Raw genomic sequence first — 1,328 nt, 5'->3', positions numbered from 1 at the left:
GCGAACTTTATAGACAAAGGTAGCCATTGATTTAATACACCCCTTTATAAAAAATTAACCAATTCACCAATTTACCAATTTACCGATTTACCAATTAAATATTATTATGGGCTTGATAAATCAAGCCCCTACAAATTAAACCCCCTCACCCTAACCCTCTCCCACGAGGGGAGAGGGAAATGCACCTCGACAGGCGAGCCTGCCCTCGTGAAAACGGGGGACGCCTGCCCTACGTTATAGGTTAATAATTTCTTTTAGAACATTGATAACTTTAGGGTCGTATTTAGTTCCAGCCAGAGAAAACAATCTTTTTAGCGCTTCATCATTCTCAGCCGGACTTTTTATAGCTTTATTATAAAGTATTTTGATATAATCTTCAACTACCGCTATTATCCGGGAACCAAGGGGTATTTCTTCACCCCGTAATCCATCAGGATAGCCTGTTCCATTATAATTTTCGTGGTGATGTCTTACCATAGGAATTAGGTCTTTAAATAAATTTATTTGCTTAAGCATATTTGCCCCTACCACCGGGTGTATACTCACTTCATCTTGAAATAAATGTAAATTTTCTTCTGCCTTAAAATTAATATCAATCTTTCTCTTTACTTTCATTTTTCCTAGATCATGTAACAGAGAGGCATAATATAAATTTTCGTAATCCTTTCCAGTTACTCCCAGTTTATTACCCATTTGGGTAGCCAGCTGAGCCACTTTTACAAAATGTCCTTTTGGTCCAAGAGGTTCATTTTCCATGGCCTGAATCAGTATTTCGATAATATTAACAAAATAATTATTCAAATCTTTTATAATATTCGCATTAGACAGGGCAATTACCACTTGATTGGTAAAGGAATTTAAAATTATTTCATCATCTTTATCAAAGGAGGTTTTATCTTTCTTGTTAATTACTTCCATTACTCCTACAATTTCTTTTTCTGATCTCAAAGGAACGCAAATAATTGATTTGGTTTTAAATTTTATAGCATTATCAAAGTCTTTATTCCATCGGTTATCTCGAGTAACATCATTAATAATTAAAGATTCCCCTTTTTCTGCTACCCAGCCAGCGATTCCCTGACCAACTTTTACTTTATATTCTTTTATTTCCTGACTCTTCTTCCCCAGGCTGGCTTTAAAATATAATTCTCTTTTTACTTTATCTAAAAGTAATATTGAAGCAGCTTCACCTTCCACAATTTCAGCCGCATATTTTATTATTTTATTTAAGAGAACCTCTAAATCGGTAGTCTCGGTTAAGTCAAAAGAAATCTTGTTTAAGGCATTTAATTGTAAGATCTGTTTTTCTAACTTTTTTAAATCATTTT

1 protein-coding gene is annotated in these 1,328 nt (G+C 33.9%); it reads right to left on the bottom strand.

From position 1 onward, the window contains the following. Positions 1–234 precede the first annotated feature (234 nt). A partial coding sequence (locus COZ07_RS09910) for an HD domain-containing phosphohydrolase (RefSeq protein ID WP_406608405.1) occupies positions 235–1,328 on the bottom strand: 1,094 nt, incomplete at its 5' end.

Origin of the sequence: Candidatus Infernicultor aquiphilus, assembly GCF_002784285.1 — a bacterium.
GTDB classification, from domain to species: Bacteria; Atribacterota; Phoenicimicrobiia; order Phoenicimicrobiales; family Phoenicimicrobiaceae; genus Infernicultor; species Infernicultor aquiphilus.
This window is presented reverse-complemented; position numbering and strand designations above follow the sequence as displayed.